Below are 14,616 nucleotides of genomic sequence, written 5' to 3' on the forward strand. Positions count from 1 at the left end.
TGCCGTGCGCTGGCAGGCCAGTGGGGTCTGGAAGTTCTGGCTCACATGGTTCCCCCTCTCTCCAGGTCCTCAAAGGCCGCCAGGAGGCGTGCGGTGTGTTCGGCGTACTCGTCGTACGGCACGCCGCTGCGTGCGACGAGAGCAGCCAGCCGCTCCTCGAACCCTTGTTGGGCCGAGGTCACCAGCCGCACCCCCTTTTCCGTGAGGCTCAGCCGGCGGCGGCGTCCGCCGGCCGGATCGGGCTGCGCGTCGAGAAGTCCCTCCGCGGCAAGGGCCGCGGTCATGCGGCTCACCGACGGCTCGGTCACCCCGAGGCAGTCGGCGAGGGCTCGCTGCGTCGGGGTTCCCAGCTCCCGCACCAGAGTTAGCGCCAGGAAGCGGCTGTAGGACACGTTGTGCTCGGCCTGCAGGGTTCGGTTGGCTGCCCGGTCGAGGCGGGCGGTGAGGACGTGCAGGTTGAAACTCAGATTGCGCTCCACATGGGCAACTTAGGACGCTAAATTAGCGTTGCAAGTTAGTTTGGTATACCTCAAGCGGCATCCCGATGAGCGCCGAGAGGGCCGCGTCCTCGCCGGCCCGCAACGCCCGCCCCCGCTGCACCTCAGTCGGCGGCACCACTCGCTGGAACGCCAGGAGCCAAGAGAAACGACGTGTAACCGGCGGGGTGGTTCAGGCCGTCACCGTCGGGCTGGGTGTCGCCTGTGGCGTCCGGTGGTGGGTCGGACATGCTCGCGTCGTTGCGATCGTGGACGCCGGAGAGCACCTCGACCGCCACAAGCAGTTCACTGCGCCCTTCGAGCCTTCGCTGATTGCTCATGCGTTCGCTCCCTCCGATGCGAGCCACACACAGTGCCGCCCACGCCTCACGGAGGTAAGAGCAAAAAGACGCCATGCAGGGTGCTGGTGCCCCGTGGTGGGCTCCGCGGCCTCTGTGGGTGTCGGCGAGAGCACGGGGACGGACCAGCTTCCCCACCGGCGCGCCCGTGATCGCGGACGTCCGTGCCTGCTGTGTACCGAACCCCGCTCAACATGACGAGACGTCAGCAAGCGGGCGTCAGTCGACTACGCCGAGTCCTGAACGAAGAGGGCGCGGTAGTACGCGACTTCCGGTTGGCGCTTCATCCAGATGTTGCCGATGGGGGTCTCCGTTGTTGCGTTGTCGGACCATCCGGTTGGTTTCCGCTGCGCTCTTCGAGATGCACGACGAATGGATCGCCTTGCCGCGCCGCCACCTCCCGAAGGTGATATGGGTGATATCTGCCGTAAGCTCTCTTTTGGTTCCTCCGCACTACCCAACGCACCGAAATGCAGCCGCCAGTTGATCCCCAACAGCACGGCGAGGGCCACAACCTGGCGGATGCGTGTTCCCGGCCGAGTGGCACTCGCTTCGGTATCCTCCCGTGCAGGTCATCGAAGGCCATTTACCCAAAGATTGCTGGGCAGTTGACCTCAGGGTTTCGTGGTAGCGTCCTTGTTCGAGGGACAATGCAACCTGAAAGGGAAATCGTGAACACGGAGAAGATCGCCGCTCGCCGCCTCTCGCTGGAAGAGGTGGCGAAGCTCGGCGTGAAAGACAGGATCTTCATTTCCGCCGACACGGCAGAACTCAAGCTTCCCGACTGCTATGTCCCTGCTTTTCTGACCAAGTCCGGTGAGGGTTTCGAGGGCGGCTCGGTCACGGCGAGAACCGTATTCCAGGAAGAGGTCTCCTGCCTTCCCGACGACGAGAATGAAGCCGGAATCTACTTGGCCGACGAGAACGGCTCGGTGACCATCGAGGTCCTCCAGTCCGCCGGTGTCGTGCTGGACCTGGCACTTTTCGTCCCTAGTGGGGACAAGGGGGCCCTCACGGCCCTTTACGCTGCAGCCCGGCAAGCCTTCGGCGCCGACGTCGTGCAGATCTGGCGCCAGGGCCTCAAGGAGGTTCCCGACGTGAAGGTCGACATCTTCGAGGAGCAGATTCCCCGGGGGCGCAAGGGGAGCGACAGCCCCAAGCGTGACCGTCGCGCGGTCGACACCTACCCCACCCGTGCGGACTTCATCGAGTTCTCCGCGGGGTGGAAGCCGGTCGTTGAGATTCACAGGCCGGTCGTTGACGACACCCCGACCATCTGAGGCGGCGTTACCTCTCGGTCTCGGCCTGAGATGATGGGGACCTTTGAAAACGGCCGGGGCTGCTCCTCGCCCCACTTCCTTGGTCTTTGAACTGTCTGGGGAAGATGGGGAGCGGAGAGCGGTCCGTGATCGCCGGTCTCCCGGGGAGCGATGTGCTTGGCGTCCTTCAGGCTCGGGCGCAGGGACTGGGCCTTGGCCGTCATCGCCTTGGCGAGCAGGGGCTCGATGTCCCTCTTGCGCGCCAGACCCCGGAGGGGCTTCTTCTTTCCGCCGGAGGCGCTCTTGCGCCGCGACCACCACCAGGCGCCGACGGCGGCGAGGGCGAGCAGCACAGCGATGGGGGGTGATGCGGGTGCCCATCAGCAGCGCGGTGTGGTCGAGGTCGGGCCACAGCTGTTCGGGGTGCAGTAGGGCTCCGGTCGGCTGGTAGGGAGCCGGTGTGCCGGAGTCGGTGAGGAGGGCTGCGGCGTTTCCGCCGAGCCAGGCGAGGTTGGTGAGATTTTAGAGCGCGCAAGGCGTGAGTGAGCTGTCCGCGCCCACCCCGCAACGCCGCTTCTCCAGGCCAGAAAACACCGGTCCTGAGCACGAGCAAGGCACCGCATCCGTATCAGCAAATCACGGTGAGTTACGACGAGCCGGGGCGCGCGATCGTCCACACAGTCTCCACGATGAGGCTCTGACCTGCGTGTACCCCCGCTTCGGGCGTGGTCGGCGGCCGCGATACGGCGGCTCTTCCTGACCCGGGTGTCAGGATCTTGTCAGAGAGTCGGTAGCGTGGCCGGGTGAGTGAGAAGACCCTGCAGCACCGGATCGACGGCCCCGACGATGCCCCCGTACTCGTCCTGGGCGCCGCTCTGGGGACCACCTGGCACAGGTTGTAGATCGCGTCCCGTGCGGTCCAGGTGGTCCAGGTCAGAGGCGTAGGAGCAGGTCAGGGCCTTGAGAGCCAAGAGCGTCAATGCTGTTGGTGAGACGAGTGTGATACCGCGTGAGACGTGAGGAATCCTCGTCGGCTTGCCGGCGGGGGTTCCTGCGTTCAGGGACGGGCCCGGTGGGCCGCCTTTCCTGACAGCGGCCGACCTCATTACGGAGCGCCTTCGGCCGGCGCGGCGTCGTGGCGACGCTGCTGGCCATGGCGCTGATAGCGGGTGCTGACTTACGTCAGGCCACGCGTGCAGCTGAGGCGGCGCAGACCAATGTCCGGCAGGCCGCGGTGGCCGTGCGGCAGTCGCGCAATGCCGCCAATGACGCAGCGAAGCATGCCGAGGCCGCGGCGAAGGCGGTGTACAAGGCCGCGGACGTAGCGGGTCAGGCGGTGGATGCGGCCAATGCGGCGCTAGACCGCGGTGAAGCCGCCGTCAGCGGCGACTACGGCTCCTGTGATGAAGCTCGAGCGTGGTGAGGCGAGGAAACACAGGACCTCGGCGATCTCTTCGGGCTGTGCCACTCGACCCAGGGGCTGCACGTCGGCGAAGGACGCCAGGTACGCACGGCTGTCGGAGCGGATCGTGTCGAGGAAATCGGTCTCGATGACACCTGCGGCAACGATGTTGGCGCGGATGCCCAGTGGCCCCCCCTCGACGGCGAGCACCTTGGTCAGCTGGGCCAGAGCGCCCTTCGACGCGCTGTAGGCGGCGCCTTCGGGCAGGGCGACGGTGCAGGTGTAAGAGCCGGTACTGACGATGGCGCCGCCGCCGCGGTTCTTCATGGCCCGGAAGGCTTCGCGGGTGCAGAAGAAGGCGCCGCGGGCGTTGACCGCCATCACAGCGTCCCAGTCCTCGGCGGTGGTTTCGGTGATGGGCTTGTTCAGGGTGCGTCCGGCGTTGTTCACCAGGATGTCCAGTCCTCCGAAGGTGTCCAGGGCCGATTGCACCGCGCGGGCGGCGGTCTCTTCCTGCGTGATGTCGCCGCACATCGCGAGTACGCCGGGAAACTCGTCCGGCAGAGTCGTGATGTCAGGGCGTAGGTCGACGGCGACGACGCGGGCACCGCGGGCGTGGAGGAGCGCCACGGTCTCCTTGCCTACGCCGCGCGCGGCCCCGGTGACGAGGGCGCTCTTCCCAGCGAACTCGGCGGATTCGGATGCTTCGGCGGACGCAGTTGCAGGTGTCATGGGTGCGGTCCCTGGAGAAGGCGAGTGTGAGTGCAGGCGCCGGTGCGGGGCACCTGAAGTGCTGTGCAGTGACACGGTGAACGGGCCAGGTGGGCCAAGCCGTTGACGCGCTCACGGGGGCGCTGCGTTCACTGCCAGGCCGTCGTGGACGTCGCACGGCCGGGCCGTTCAGTGCGCGGTGAGCCCGCCGTCGACCACCAGCTCCGAGCCGGTGATGAACGAGGAGTCGTCGCAGGCCAGGAAGAGGATCGCGGGCGCGATCTCGTCGGCACGGCCGGCTCGGCGCATGGGGGTGCGTTGGATGTCCGGCTGCTGGTCGCCCTGGTCGTCCAGAAGTTCCTGGATCATCGGCGTGGCGATCACCCCGGGATGCACCGAGTTGATCCGTACTCCCTGCCGGGCGTACTCGACCGCGGCGGTCTTGCTCAACAGGCGCACGGCCCCCTTGGACGCCTGGTAGGCCGCAGCTGCACCGCTTCCTACCAGGCCGAGTACTGACGACGTATTGATCACCGACGCGTTGCCGCTCGCACGCAGGAGCGGCAACGCCGCCTTCATGCCGAGCCATGTGCCTTTCTGGTTCACGTCGATGACGCGGTCCCAAGCCTCTTCCTGCGTGTCCTCGATACCTGGCCAGTCCAGGATGCCGGCGAGGTTCACGAGCACGTCCAGCGTTCCGAACCGGTCGCGTACGACGCTGATCACTTCGTCCCACTCCCGCGCGGAGGAGACATCGAGGCGGGCAGCGACGACCTTCGCGCCGCGTTCCCCGATCCGGTGGGACAGGTCCCGCAGGGGGCCTTCGGCGACATCGGTGATCACTAGCCGGGCGCCTTCGCGGGCGAAGAGTTCGGCGGTCGCTGTGCCGAGGCCGCCGGTCGCGCCCGTGATCAGCGCGACCTTGCCGTCAAGTCGTGGTCCTGTCATGGATATGGTCCTTGATTCTCGTTGTTGCTGGCTGACTGACTGCTGTGTCGGGACTTCTTGGTCCGCCGACGGCGGATTCGCCCCCGGTGACCACGGCGGCCGCGGCCCGGCCTCCTCTACGACGACTTCTGCTCCCGGTAGAGCACGAGGTGCTCGTGATACAGCACTCCGTCCCGGAGGTCGCCCGTGGCGGTGAACCCGGTGTCGTCGACGTAGTCCAGGTGGCTGCCGGTCACCGTGTACCGGCCGGTGTACGCGCTGCGCCGCTCGCCGCGAGCTTCGTCGTAGCGGCCGTCCGGCAGCAGCTCCTGACGGATGTGACCATCCGCGGTCACCCACATCCCGACCACGTCGACGTGGTCGCCCTCAACGGTCCCGGCCATGGCGGACTCCTCTCCTCTCCTCGAATGGTGCGGTCTTTCCCGCTCCACCGAGTCTGGGCAGGTCAGCGGCCATCAACCAGGACGCGTGCTGCCTGGGTGTGCCACGCCCAGGCAGCACACCGGGCTGTCGCCTAGCCAGGAACACATGGACGACAACCACCTGGGAGACTTCTTGCGCACACGCCGCGCCGGCCTGCGGCCGGAGGGCGGCGGCATGGCGAGCTACGGGGCCCGCAGAGTCGCCGGACTGCGCCGCGAGGAGGTCGCCGTCCTGGCCGGAGTGAACGCCGACTACTACACCCGCCTGGAACACGGCCGAGCGCAATCCCTCACCCCAGGTGGCCGACGCGCTCAGCCGCGCGCTGCGCCTCGACGCGGACGCCCGCGCGCACTTGTACCGGCTGGCCGCGGCCACGCGGAACGACCGGCGCTCCGTCCATGCCGCCGAGCGGGTCAGCCCGGCGCTGCGACAGCTTATGGACGGCTACCCGAACACTCCAGCGTTCGTCATGAGCCGGACCCTGGGCCTCCTTGCCGTCAACGCCCTGGCCGATGCCCTCTACGCCCCGTTCGACCCGGCGGGCAACTTGGCCCGCATAACCTTCCTCGACCCCGCAGGCCGCAACTTCTACACGGACTGGGACCGGGTACCATGCCGAACCAGGCAGCCCCAGCGCCCAGTCCCTCAATCTGCTCGGTTCCATCCACGCCGCCCGGCGCCAGCCCGACCCCCGGCCCCACCGCTAATCAGCCGCCGCGGTGCCTCAACTCGCCAAGGTGCTCAGCGTGCAATCCCCTGCCATACGCAAACCGGGCTTGGTGTGGACCGAGCTACCCGGCCCGTCAGGGTGCCCCGGCCCGCAGGCGCGGCGTGGTGCCAAACGGGTGCCGCCGCGTCGCCGGTGGCATCCGCTGGCGGGCGGACAACGTGAGGGGCCTCTGGTGGCGGACGAGCAGGTCGACGTGTCCGACGTGGCCGAAATCGTCGGCACCCGCCTAGAGGGCGGCTCTGGGACATCGGCGTCTTCTCACCAACCTGCCGAGCCGGATGGAGCGCAACCCGGTCAGCACCGAGGTCTAGTCGCAGCCACTCGCAGTCGGCCGAGCCGGAGGAGGCGAGATCGGGTGGGGGCGAAGCCCGCGTCGGCGGGCAGCGGCGGGCGGGCCGCCACGTCCTGGAGGCTCTCCCAGTCCGGAAGGTTGATGGCAGCCAGGAACTCACCATCTTTCGGGTGGCTGTTCGGTGTGCAAGCGGCGATCAGCTCGGACATGGTGACCTCCCGGTTCGAGGCGGCCGGGGATAGTTGAGGCCCGGCCGCGCCTGGCAGCCGGGTCTGCTGACGCGGCAGCGGTGTGGGCTCCCTTACGGTCGTGCCTGCGGGGGCAGGGTGAGAATTTCGGCTCCGTTGTCGGTGATGGCGATGGTGTGCTCGCTGTGCGCGGTCCGGCAGCCCGTCGCGCTGCGCAGCGTCCAACCGTCGGCGTCGGTGACGAGTGTGGCGGTGTCGTCCATGACCCAGGGCTCCAGGGCGAGCAGCAGTCCGGGGCGCAGCTTGTATCCGCGGCCGGGCCGTCCGGTGTTCGCGACGTGTGGGTCCTGGTGCATGGTCGAGCCGATGCCGTGGCCTCCGAATTCGGTGTTGATCGGGTAGCCCGCCTTGCTGAGGACCGTGCCGATGGCGTGGGAGAGGTCGCCGATGCGCGCCCCAGGCTTGGCGGCGGCGATGCCGGCGGCGAGTGCACGTTCGGTCGTATCGATCATCGCGACGCTCTTCGCCGGCCTGGCCTTGCCCACCAGAAAGCTGATCGCGGCGTCCGCGGCCACCCCGCCCCTGGCTACGGCGAGGTCGAGAGTCAGCAGATCCCCGTCTGCCAGCGTGTAGTTGTGAGGCCGCCCATGGAGCACTCCGTCGTTGACGGCCGTGCAGATGTAGTGCCCGAACGGGCCGCGCCCGAAGGAAGGCGCGTAGTCGACGTAGCAGGACTGTGCTCCCGCCTCGGTGATCATCTCCTTGGCCCACTGGTCGATGTCCAGCAGATTCGTCCCGACCGTGCTGCGCTGCTTCAGCGTGTGCAGGATGTCTCCGACCAGGGCGCCGGTGTCCCTCGCCCGCTCAAGCCGCGCGGAGTTCAGGATCTCAATCATGGGGGACCTCTCATGTACGTCCAATAACTATACCGGTATAACTGTACCGGTATTAGAATGGGTTCATGGTCAGGTTGCCGCTCACCCCCGCCGAGGTAGAACGCGGACAGCGCCTTGGCGCCCTGCTCCGCCGAGCCCGGGGCCGCCGCTCGATGCTGGACGTGGCGCTCGCTTCACACATCTCGCCGGAAACTCTGCGGAAGATCGAATCCGGCCGTGTGGCTACTCCCGCCTTCCCGACCATCGCAGCGATCGCCGACACCCTCAGCCTGTCTCTCGACGCCGTCTGGGCCGAGATCAGTCAGGCGGAGCGAACCGTCGAGGATCAGTCGGTCCTGCTTGTCACACGGCACCCATCGCTGGTTTCGTAACGCCGCACCCCAAGAGTCAGCGGTTCACTGACCGTGCTGAGCCGGTACGCCTGCGCGCACGCTGATCACCTCGTCGACCAGCCCGAGCACCGCCTCGCGGGCCTGTCCGTCGCTTCCTGCCCGAAGGCCGACCAGCTCGGTGAACACCAAGCCACTGGCTAACCGGCAATCCCCCTACGTGGCGTCGCTTGGAAGCGACCAAGCGCGCGAAGCCTCCAGCGGAGTCATTCCTGCCTCAGCCCGGCCACGTTGGTGGTGAGGAAGTACGTGGCCGCGCCGGCGAGTAGTACCGGTAGAAGTCCGACGGAAGCCACCGCTGCGGCCTGAGTCAGTTGGTCGCACCGGCGGCGGCCCTCCCCGCACCCGGCCCGTTCACGTGCTCGCCGACCGGGCGTACTCCTCCCGCGAGATCCGTGAGTACCTGCGCCGACGGCAGATCCCGCACACCATCCCCGAGAAGCGCGACCAGGCCGGACACCGGCGCCGACGCAGCTCAGCAGGGGGCCGACCGGCCGGTTTCGACCGCGAGATGCAAAGGCGCAGGCACAAGGTCGAGAACCGCATCGGTCTGTTGAAACAGGCCAGGAGCGTCGCCACCGCTATGACAAGCTCGCCGTCCGCTACGAAGCCACCATCCAACTCGCCCTGATAAGGCAAGCCCTGTGACCACATCTCAAACACGCCTTAGCGCAGTGCCGACCGGCAGCGTCTGGACCCGCGTTTCCTCGACGGTTGCTACCAGGGCACGATCTGGCCCTGGTAGTTGAGGTATTTCAGGCCGGGTTCGCCGCTGTGGCGGTCGATCGTGTCCGCCACGCGGATGGACTGGTCGATGGTCAGCGGTGCGTCCGGCCCGCCGAGTTCGGTGCGGACGTGGCCGGGGCACATAAGCAGGAGTGCGTGAGCGGCTTCGGCGTACCGGGCGGCGTAGCTGCGCATGAGCTGGTTCAGGGCGGACTTACTGGCGCGGTAGACGTCCTGTCCACCCCTGGTGTTCAAGCTGAGGCTGCCCTGGCGCGAGGACATGACGCCGATGGTCCCGGTGGGCGCGACCAGCGAGCGGAAGGACTCGACCACGCGCATCGGGCTGAGCGCGTTCGTGACCATGACCTCGACGAACATCTCCTCCGGGACATCGCCGATCGGAATGTCGCCCCTCGTGATGCCGGCGTTGACGAACAGCAGGTCGAGGGTGCGCTCCGCCAGGCGCTCGCGCAGCGCGGTGATCTGCTCCGGCTGCGTCATGTCCAGTGACTCGATCGTGACCCGCCCACCGGACGCCTCGGCCACGTCGTGAGACCGGTGCGGTCACTGCCCCTGACGGTTCCGATGACGTCCCAGCCGCGGTGCGCGTACTCGGTAGCGAGGCCGAGCCCGAGGGTGCGGGAGGCTCCCACGATGAGAGCGGTCTTGGCGCTCATGCCTGGACCGCCGGCTTCAGGACCTCTTCACACCATTCGCGGAAGGTGGTCGGGCTCGCGGTCTGCGGGATGCGCTGTACGCCGTCGTCGAGACCGGCGTCCTTGGAGCGCATCATGTCGGCATAGCCCTCCACGAGCGCTTCCCCGACGCCGCGTCCGGTGAGCGCGGCGCGGAAGTCGTCGAGCGACTGCCGCTCGTAGCGGACCGGGCGGCCGAGCACGTCGGACATGATGCGCGCCATGTCGTGCGCCGAGAGGTCCTCGGGACCCAGCACCGGGACCTCGCCCGTCCCCGTCCACGAGCGGTCGAGCAGCAGGTCGGCGGCGGCCGCGGCGATGTCCCGGGTGGCGGCCATCGGTGCTTTGCGGTCGGCGGCGACGGTGTCGGTGAAGACTCCGTCGTCGCGGATCGAATCCGCCTGCCGTAGCAGGTTGTCCATGAAAGTCGGGTTCGCGAGCGCCCGGTAGGCCACGCCCGTACTCGCGATGAGGTCGTCCATGGCCAGCGACACCGTGACCAGTCCGGCGCGGCCGGCGACGGGTGTGCCGCGGCCGAGCGCCGAGACACCGACGACGTGCCCCACTCCGTGGGTCGTGAATGCCTTCGCGGCGGCGCGGGTGAACCCGGAGTACGCGGCGTCCAGGCTCAGTGCCTGCGGGTCCGCCGGCGGGACCAGCCAGAAGACGGCGTCCGCGCCGGCGAAGGCACGGTCGACGACCTCGGCGTCGCCGTGCGAGCCGGTGACGACATCGACGCGGGCGCGGACCGCGTCGGGAAGTTTCCCGGGGTCGCGCACGATGACGCGCAGCTCTTCGCCACGCGTGGGGGTTTCGTTGAGCAGGATGTCCAGGAGCCGGCCGCCGATCTGGCCGGTGGGGGTGGTGATGAGGATCATGCTTCGAGTCTCGGGCCGGCGCATCTACGGCGTCCAATACTCTTCCTGGGCAATTGGTACCTTGAGGGCATGGATCTTGATCTGCGCAAGCTCCGCTACTTCGTCGCGGTGGCCGAGCGCCGGCACTTCGGCCGGGCGGCGGAACAGCTCTACATCACACAGCCCCTATGACCGGTATCTCCGCCTGGAGCCCTCTTCGACCCTACTGGCGTGCGCCTATCGGTATCGCTGCTTTCCCCGCGTGGGGCGGTACCCAGGTGAGCGACCGTTTCCAGGCACGGTCGGACGCGCCAGATCAGCACAAGTTCAGTACGGGTTCGGCGATCGGTCCGTATGCGGGCTGGAGGTGGACGCGGGCCTGATGGGCTGCCGCCTCTTGCTGAGCGTGCTGATGCCTGCGGTGCCAGTGCATCGCGAAGGCCAGCGCGGTCCACGCGTGTCCCGGATGGCGACCTGCCGTCGGCGGCGTGGCGTCGCCCTGTGCTCGTCGGCATTCGGCCTGGCGTGGGGTGCCGCTACGAGAATGCGGCGGTGCAGAACGCGTTGCGAATCGCGGTCAGGGGATCCCGGTCGCGGGTGTAGTAGAGCTTGTTGGTGAGGAGGATTGCCCAGCGGCCCTTCGACGGTGAGATCCACATGCCGGTACCGGTGAAGCCGTAGTGCACCCAGACGTCGTCCGTTGCCGGAACTGTGCTCGGGGCTGGGTGCCAGAACAGACCGCGCTCTGGTGTGAGCTCACCCGTGTGGATTTGCAGGGACCTCTCAACCCAGTTCGCCCCGAATCCCGACTGCTCCGAAGCGGCTGCGGGAACCAGCATATGGCGCAGGAAGGCGGCGAGGTCAGCAAGGACGGAGAAGGCGCCGGCGATCCCGCAGATGCCACCGAGGAGGCGCGCGGAGAAGTCATGGGCAGTGCCCCGGAGATGGACCCCCGTGGCGTCATCCATCTCGCTGACCTGCTCGGCGACTCCCAGACTGATGAGCCTGCTGAGGGCGTTGGCGATGGCGCCTGAGGGCTTATCAATGATTCGGCTGATCCGGACGGCGGTGAATGACTCGTCGGGGTGTGCCTGGAGGTGGTCGATGACCATGTGTCGGAGCGCTCCCGGCGCGAGCCGCCTCCCACGCTTGGCGCGGGGCGCGCCGGTTCCGTCGGCCGCCCGCAGTAGGCCGCTGACCGTGGGCGCGGGTTGATCCTCGTCCGGTGGTCGGGGTCAAGGCGCTGTCAGTCGACGACGCCGTTGGTGAATCCTGAGGACTGATCGTGATGTGGACCTTTGCGATCCGTTGTGGTCGGCCAGAGTCAGATTCAGGGTGTTCCTTGAGCTGGGGTGGAGAATGTTCTGCGGGCTTGGGCGGGACGCAGTGAGTACCGGGAGGATTGGTGGGTGCTGTCCCGGGCCGGGGTCTGGCTCATGAGAACTCTGACCGCGGTGTCTTACTCACGCTGTGCCGACCGTTGGCGGGGGGTGGTGCGTTGCCGGCGCCGGGCCGGCCGGGTGTGTCTCGATAGGGGCCTGCCGACCGAATAGGCGTTGTCACAGTTCTGACTGCCCGCGCGGTCCGGTGCCGGCTACACGATGTGCCATCGGGGCGGAAGGTGAATGAACGTGACAGATACGTCCTTAATCCCGCGTACTCGCCGACGTCGGCCCACGGGGGAGGTGGTCCTTCGAGTGTTGACGGTGATCCCGCAGAGCGAAATCGCCGCCGCATCAGCCGCCTCGTTGTGCCTTGCATTCGCCGGCACCGCTCCGGACTCCGTCATAGTTGGCGGATCAGACGCCACATTGCCGACCGCGCCCTATCACGTGGCCATCCTTGAAAAGGGTGTGGATGGGTAAGTCGCACGTCTGCGTTGGTTTCCGACTCTCGGCCAACAAGGTCTTCACTCCTGCCCACTGTGCCGACGGCCTAGGGCGTGTCCGCAAAGTCCCGTCGTCCGCCCGGAGGGCGGGGCTCGCGGCGTCTGGTGCGTGCGCTCGCAAGGCGGAGGGTCGTCCTTGTAGTGGGCCTACGTGGACGATCCCGACAACGCAGATGGGGGTCCCCCCGCGCCGTTCAGGCGTGGGGGAGTGCGTGCCAGGCGTCGCGAGCCAGGCGGGACTTTGCGGACACGCCCTAGTACTGCAGCCGCAGTTGCGGGAGTCGGTGGTCGCGGCCATCGGCCACATGCCCAGTCGAAGGCTGGTGCGTGGGACGGCCCGGTCAGCGGTTCTCCTTCGCTGTCTCAGATGCCTTGCCCGGCCAGATGGTGGTCGCTATCGGCCAGATGACGCTGTAAATAAGGACCTTGGTGAGCGGGTTGAGCCAGACAAGTAGCGGAGCGCCTTCGTCGAGGGTGCCGACCAGCATCACCAGGCCGAAGATCAGGCCGACGCTGATCGCATAGGCCAGCAGGAACCTGAGCCAGGACTTCCAGGCGTCCACGACGGCCGCGCGGCCGTAGAGCTCAGGACGCCGCGCGGCAGCGGCTCCGCCGAAGCGGCGGGCGAACTTCGCGTCTGCCCAGCGGACGGTGCGGTGTCCGTAGACCACGGTGATTCCGAGGTAGGCCGCCGACAGGCCGTGCCAGACCGTTGGCTCAGCGCCGTCCTGGATGCTCAGGACGGTGGCGCCCAGCAGCACGACATCAATCAGCGGGACGCACAGCAGCAGCGCGCCGCCGAGGATCCGCCAGCCAGCGGCGTAGCGCGCGGCCAAACCGCCCACAAGGAAGATCCAAAAGAGCACATCGCAAGCGAGAATCAAGAAAAGGATGACGCAGCCCCCCAGTGCACAATGCGATCACCATTGTCCCGGGCGGTTCTGATCCACAGTCCGTAACCCGCCAGTGCTACGGGAGCATTGGCCTCGTCGGCGGTAGTGGCTGAGACGGGCGCGGTGTTGATGGCGGCGACGCCAGCGACCCCAGTACAGGAAGTGACCGGCTTCGTGTCGGGCGGTGTGAGCGAACGTGTTCAGCAGGCGGCGGATCTCGTTCACGCTCAGTCGGATCAGGTCGCGGCTGTGTCCTCCCTGTCATGAGTGGTGGCCCGGACCGCTGTCAGGTGGGCGGAAGCCGCCATGGCCAGGGTGATGTGCCGGTACCAGGCTCAAGAGGCACCGGGCGGTCGCCACTCGCTACGAGAAGCTCGCTGTCCGCTACGAGGTGACCGTCCTCGTCGCGGCTATCAATGAGTGGCTGTGACTGTCTCGTGCCCCACTCGCAGCCTCATCAGTGCCTTGGCCGTAGAGTGCGATCATGCGGGCTGTAGTGATCGACTCCGACGGGCAATTCCATCTGGAGCGACGGCCGAACCCGGTGGCGGGGCCAGGAGGTGTGGTGGTCCGTGTGCGCGCCGCAGGTCTCAACGCCGCCGACCTGCAGCAGGCACGGGGGGACTATCCGGCGCCGCCGGGATGGCCAACCGACGTGCCCGGCCTGGAAATCGCCGGTGAAGTCGAGCACGTGGGGAGCGCCGTTACCGGCATCTCCACCGGAGACCGAGTCATGGCGCTGGTCGGAGGCGGCGGTCACGCCGAGCGGATCGCCGTCCCCGCCGATCTCCTGCTTCCGGTGCCGGATGCGCTGTCCTGGCAGGAGGCCGGCGGCTTCCCGGAAGCCTTCAGCACCGCCTGGGACGCCCTGATCACCCAGGCCCAGGTCCGCGCGGGCGACCGTGTACTGGTCACCGGAGCGGCAGGCGGCGTGGGAACGGCCATGGTGCAGGTTGCCGCCGTTTCCGGAGCCCATACCGTGGCGAGCGTGCGCCGTCCCGAGCTTCACCACCAGGTGAAGGCGCTCGCCCCGGACGGCGCACACGTCGACGTTGTCACTCCCGCTGATGAGGCGCAGCACGGGCCGTACGACGTGATCGTGGAACTCGTCGGCGGGCAGGACTGCCTGCAACGGGTCGGCCTGCTGCGCAGCCGCGGCAAGGTCCTCGTCGTCGGGGTTCAGGCCGGCGCTACGGTGCCGCTGCGGATGTTCGACCTCATGCTGGTACGCGGCCATCTGATCGGAACGACCATCCGCGGCCGCACGCACGCGGAAAAGGCGCTGCTCGCCGACCTCGTTCGCACCTCGGTCGTTCCCCTACTTGCCCAAGGTCGCTTGCGGGTCCCCGTAGACACGACCTTCTCCCTCGACCGGTACGCCGATGGTTATGACCGGCTCGCCGGCCCAGGCAAGTTTGGCAAGGTCATCCTGACTTGCGGATGACAGCGCGCCGTCCAGGGACTCGTAACGGACCTGGAGCGTG

14 protein-coding genes and 6 pseudogenes are annotated in these 14,616 nt (G+C 67.7%); 8 read left to right on the forward strand and 12 right to left on the reverse strand.

All coding sequences use genetic code 11. The features are described 5' to 3' along the window. Positions 1 to 41: 41 nt before the first annotated feature. Together NUT86_RS32655 and NUT86_RS32660 are read right to left on the reverse strand one after the other, a co-directional pair. Entirely contained in the window at positions 42 to 479 is a 438-nt protein-coding gene (locus NUT86_RS32655; RefSeq protein ID WP_274738867.1) for a MarR family winged helix-turn-helix transcriptional regulator, read from the reverse strand. Positions 480 to 601: 122 nt separating this feature from the next. Beyond that, a complete protein-coding gene (locus NUT86_RS32660) occupies positions 602 to 817 on the reverse strand; it encodes a hypothetical protein (protein WP_266444496.1) in 216 nt (71 codons plus the stop codon). A gap of 689 nt (positions 818 to 1,506) precedes the next feature. Between NUT86_RS32660 and NUT86_RS32665 the strand changes: the two genes are divergently transcribed. Next, complete coding sequence (locus NUT86_RS32665; protein WP_018090367.1) at positions 1,507 to 2,115, forward strand: hypothetical protein; 609 nt, start codon at positions 1,507 to 1,509, stop codon at positions 2,113 to 2,115. Positions 2,116 to 2,246: 131 nt separating this feature from the next. On the opposite strand, the pseudogene NUT86_RS40715 reads toward NUT86_RS32665, so the two are convergent. Further along, positions 2,247 to 2,613: pseudogene (locus NUT86_RS40715) on the reverse strand (hypothetical protein); the annotation flags it as partial. A gap of 284 nt (positions 2,614 to 2,897) precedes the next feature. Between NUT86_RS40715 and NUT86_RS32670 the strand changes: the two are divergent. Then, positions 2,898 to 2,987 (forward strand): annotated as a pseudogene (locus NUT86_RS32670) (3-oxoadipate enol-lactone hydrolase); the annotation flags it as partial. Positions 2,988 to 3,229: 242 nt separating this feature from the next. Next, complete coding sequence (locus NUT86_RS32675; protein WP_274738870.1) at positions 3,230 to 3,517, forward strand: hypothetical protein; 288 nt, start codon at positions 3,230 to 3,232, stop codon at positions 3,515 to 3,517. Here NUT86_RS32675 and NUT86_RS32680 read toward each other — a convergent pair. From NUT86_RS32680 to NUT86_RS32690, 3 genes are all read right to left on the reverse strand, one after another. Further along, complete coding sequence (locus tag NUT86_RS32680) at positions 3,452 to 4,228, reverse strand: SDR family NAD(P)-dependent oxidoreductase (protein ID WP_274738871.1); 777 nt, start codon at positions 4,226 to 4,228, stop codon at positions 3,452 to 3,454. The two genes, NUT86_RS32675 and NUT86_RS32680, sit on opposite strands and share 66 nt — an antisense overlap. A gap of 168 nt (positions 4,229 to 4,396) precedes the next feature. Then, positions 4,397 to 5,155 carry an SDR family NAD(P)-dependent oxidoreductase gene (locus NUT86_RS32685; RefSeq protein WP_274738873.1) on the reverse strand — a complete coding sequence of 253 codons (759 nt, stop codon included), beginning with the start codon at positions 5,153 to 5,155 and terminating at the stop codon, positions 4,397 to 4,399. A gap of 116 nt (positions 5,156 to 5,271) precedes the next feature. Then, the gene (locus NUT86_RS32690; RefSeq protein WP_086716134.1) at positions 5,272 to 5,538 is read right to left on the reverse strand and encodes an Atu4866 domain-containing protein; all 267 of its coding nucleotides are present in this window, start codon (positions 5,536 to 5,538) and stop codon (positions 5,272 to 5,274) included. 145 nt (positions 5,539 to 5,683) lie between these two features. Here NUT86_RS32690 and NUT86_RS32695 point away from each other — a divergent pair. Beyond that, positions 5,684 to 6,185, forward strand: a pseudogene (locus NUT86_RS32695) (MmyB family transcriptional regulator); the annotation flags it as partial. A 716-nt stretch (positions 6,186 to 6,901) separates the two neighbouring features. Here NUT86_RS32695 and map read toward each other — a convergent pair. Next, on the reverse strand, positions 6,902 to 7,684 hold the full coding sequence (map, locus tag NUT86_RS32700) for a type I methionyl aminopeptidase (RefSeq protein ID WP_274738876.1): 783 nt from the start codon (positions 7,682 to 7,684) through the stop codon (positions 6,902 to 6,904). 65 nt (positions 7,685 to 7,749) lie between these two features. On the opposite strand from map, the gene NUT86_RS32705 reads away from it, so the two are divergent. After that, complete coding sequence (locus NUT86_RS32705) at positions 7,750 to 8,055, forward strand: helix-turn-helix domain-containing protein (RefSeq protein ID WP_274738878.1); 306 nt, start codon at positions 7,750 to 7,752, stop codon at positions 8,053 to 8,055. A gap of 24 nt (positions 8,056 to 8,079) precedes the next feature. Here the strand turns inward: NUT86_RS32705 and NUT86_RS32710 are convergent, their stop codons facing one another. Beyond that, complete coding sequence (locus NUT86_RS32710; protein WP_263295818.1) at positions 8,080 to 8,202, reverse strand: hypothetical protein; 123 nt, start codon at positions 8,200 to 8,202, stop codon at positions 8,080 to 8,082. A gap of 169 nt (positions 8,203 to 8,371) precedes the next feature. Here NUT86_RS32710 and NUT86_RS32715 point away from each other — a divergent pair, with 169 nt between their 5' ends. Next, positions 8,372 to 8,704, forward strand: a complete 333-nt coding sequence (locus NUT86_RS32715) for a transposase (RefSeq protein ID WP_086716142.1) — start codon at positions 8,372 to 8,374, stop codon at positions 8,702 to 8,704. 86 nt (positions 8,705 to 8,790) lie between these two features. On the opposite strand, the pseudogene NUT86_RS32720 reads toward NUT86_RS32715, so the two are convergent. Both NUT86_RS32720 and NUT86_RS32725 read right to left on the reverse strand, forming a co-directional pair. Further along, a pseudogene (locus tag NUT86_RS32720) lies at positions 8,791 to 9,476 on the reverse strand (SDR family NAD(P)-dependent oxidoreductase). After that, on the reverse strand, positions 9,473 to 10,372 hold the full coding sequence (locus NUT86_RS32725; RefSeq protein WP_274738880.1) for an NAD(P)H-binding protein: 900 nt from the start codon (positions 10,370 to 10,372) through the stop codon (positions 9,473 to 9,475). Before NUT86_RS32725 ends, NUT86_RS32720 begins: the two are co-directional and overlap by 4 nt. 69 nt (positions 10,373 to 10,441) lie before the next feature. On the opposite strand from NUT86_RS32725, the pseudogene NUT86_RS32730 reads away from it, so the two are divergent. Continuing rightward, positions 10,442 to 10,540, forward strand: a pseudogene (locus tag NUT86_RS32730) (LysR family transcriptional regulator); the annotation flags it as partial. A gap of 347 nt (positions 10,541 to 10,887) precedes the next feature. Here the strand turns inward: NUT86_RS32730 and NUT86_RS32735 are convergent. Further along, positions 10,888 to 11,325, reverse strand: a pseudogene (locus tag NUT86_RS32735) (serine hydrolase); the annotation flags it as partial. A gap of 1,255 nt (positions 11,326 to 12,580) precedes the next feature. Beyond that, on the reverse strand, positions 12,581 to 13,084 hold the full coding sequence (locus NUT86_RS32740; RefSeq protein ID WP_274738881.1) for a hypothetical protein: 504 nt from the start codon (positions 13,082 to 13,084) through the stop codon (positions 12,581 to 12,583). Between the two features lie 532 nt (positions 13,085 to 13,616). Between NUT86_RS32740 and NUT86_RS32745 the strand changes: the two genes are divergently transcribed. Continuing rightward, entirely contained in the window at positions 13,617 to 14,576 is a 960-nt protein-coding gene (locus NUT86_RS32745; RefSeq protein WP_274738883.1) for an alcohol dehydrogenase catalytic domain-containing protein, read from the forward strand. Positions 14,577 to 14,616 lie beyond the last annotated feature (40 nt).

The sequence above is a fragment of the Streptomyces sp. G7(2002) genome (assembly GCF_028870195.1).
GTDB lineage: Bacteria > Actinomycetota > Actinomycetes > Streptomycetales > Streptomycetaceae > Streptomyces > Streptomyces nigrescens.

Excerpts from the sequence above, each read along its gene's own strand:
- NUT86_RS32660 (WP_266444496.1), bottom strand. The coding sequence starts at position 817 with ATGAGCAATCAGCGAAGGCTCGAAGGGCGCAGTGAACTGCTTGTGGCG.
- NUT86_RS32680 (WP_274738871.1), bottom strand. The coding sequence starts at position 4,228 with ATGACACCTGCAACTGCGTCCGCCGAAGCATCCGAATCCGCCGAGTTC.
- NUT86_RS32685 (WP_274738873.1), bottom strand. The coding sequence starts at position 5,155 with ATGACAGGACCACGACTTGACGGCAAGGTCGCGCTGATCACGGGCGCG.
- NUT86_RS32690 (WP_086716134.1), bottom strand. The coding sequence starts at position 5,538 with ATGGCCGGGACCGTTGAGGGCGACCACGTCGACGTGGTCGGGATGTGG.
- map (WP_274738876.1), bottom strand. The coding sequence starts at position 7,684 with ATGATTGAGATCCTGAACTCCGCGCGGCTTGAGCGGGCGAGGGACACC.
- NUT86_RS32705 (WP_274738878.1), top strand. The coding sequence starts at position 7,750 with ATGGTCAGGTTGCCGCTCACCCCCGCCGAGGTAGAACGCGGACAGCGC.
- NUT86_RS32725 (WP_274738880.1), bottom strand. The coding sequence starts at position 10,372 with ATGATCCTCATCACCACCCCCACCGGCCAGATCGGCGGCCGGCTCCTG.
- NUT86_RS32745 (WP_274738883.1), top strand. The coding sequence starts at position 13,617 with ATGCGGGCTGTAGTGATCGACTCCGACGGGCAATTCCATCTGGAGCGA.